This is a genomic window from Paraburkholderia sp. LEh10 (assembly GCF_017814945.1).
Lineage (GTDB): Bacteria > Pseudomonadota > Gammaproteobacteria > Burkholderiales > Burkholderiaceae > Paraburkholderia.
Window position 1 is genome coordinate 1 of record NZ_JAGIPX010000206.1, and the last position, 1216, is coordinate 1216.

Below are 1216 nucleotides of genomic sequence, written 5' to 3' on the forward strand. Positions count from 1 at the left end.
CTTTTAGCCAAGTTCAGATGTCCGCTTTTCGGCCCATCGTAAGCTGACCGACCGCCGGCTGACCGGCACCGGGAGCTTCGATGGCTGCGACAGAACGGATCACGATGACGATGCGCGAGCTGGACAGGTACAAGGTGATACAGGACGTGGCCGATGGCACGCTCAGGCCGTGGCGTGCGGCCGAGCGGCTCGGGCTGACGACGCGGCAGATCCGGCGGCTGGTGGGCCGCTTGCGCGAGCACGGCCCGGGTGGTCTCGTATCGGGCCGGCGCGCGAAGCCGAGCAACAACCGGCTGGACGCAGCGACGGCCGATCGGGCGCTGGCGATCATCCGCGAGCGCTACGCCGATTTCGGGCCGACGCTGGCGTGCGAGAAGCTGTACGAGTGTCACGGCATCCGCCTCGCGAAGGAAACGGTGCGCCGGCTGATGATGGACGCCGGGCTGTGGGTGCCGCGCCGGCAGCGACCGCCGAAGGTGTACCAGCCGCGTGCGCGGCGTGCATGCCTGGGCGAACTGGTGCAGATCGACGGCAGCGAGCACGCGTGGTTCGAGGACCGGGCGCCGCAATGCACGCTGCTGGTGTATGTGGACGACGCCACCAGCCGGCTGATGCAGTTGCACTTCACGGCGAGCGAATCGACGTTCAGCTACTTTGAGGCAACGCGTGCGTATATCGAGCGTTACGGCAAGCCCGGCGCGTTCTACAGCGACAAGGCGAGCGTGTTCCGCAATACATCGGCTGGCAGGACGGGCAACCGTGTGACGCATTTCGGCCGCGCGATGTACGAGCTGAACATCGACGCGTTCTGCGCCAACTCGAGTTCGGCGAAGGGGCGCGTGGAACGCGCACACCAGACGTTGCAGGACCGGCTGGTGAAGGAGCTGCGCCTGCGCGGCATCAGCACGGTCATCGAAGCCAATGCGTATGCGCCCGCCTTCATCGCGGCCTACAACGCACGCTTCGCGAAGCCGCCGAAGAGCGGATTCGATGCGCACCGGCCGCTGCGGGCCGACGAGCATCTTGAGCTGGTGCTCACGTGGCGCGAGCCGCGCAAGGTCACGAAGTCGCTGACGGTGCAGTACGACCGGGTGATGTACCTGCTCGACGACACGCCGGATAACCGCAGGCTGATCGACCGGTATATCGAGGTCTGGGAGTATCCGGACGGCCGGATCGAGATCCGGGCGGATGACCGGGTGCTGCCGTACCGGCA

1 protein-coding gene is annotated in these 1216 nt (G+C 66.6%); it reads left to right on the top strand.

The window, feature by feature from the left end; genetic code table 11:
- Nucleotides 1-80: 80 nt before the first annotated feature.
- On the top strand, nucleotides 81-1216 hold a 1136-nt coding region (locus J8I87_RS43955), incomplete at its 3' end, for an ISNCY family transposase (protein WP_209938898.1).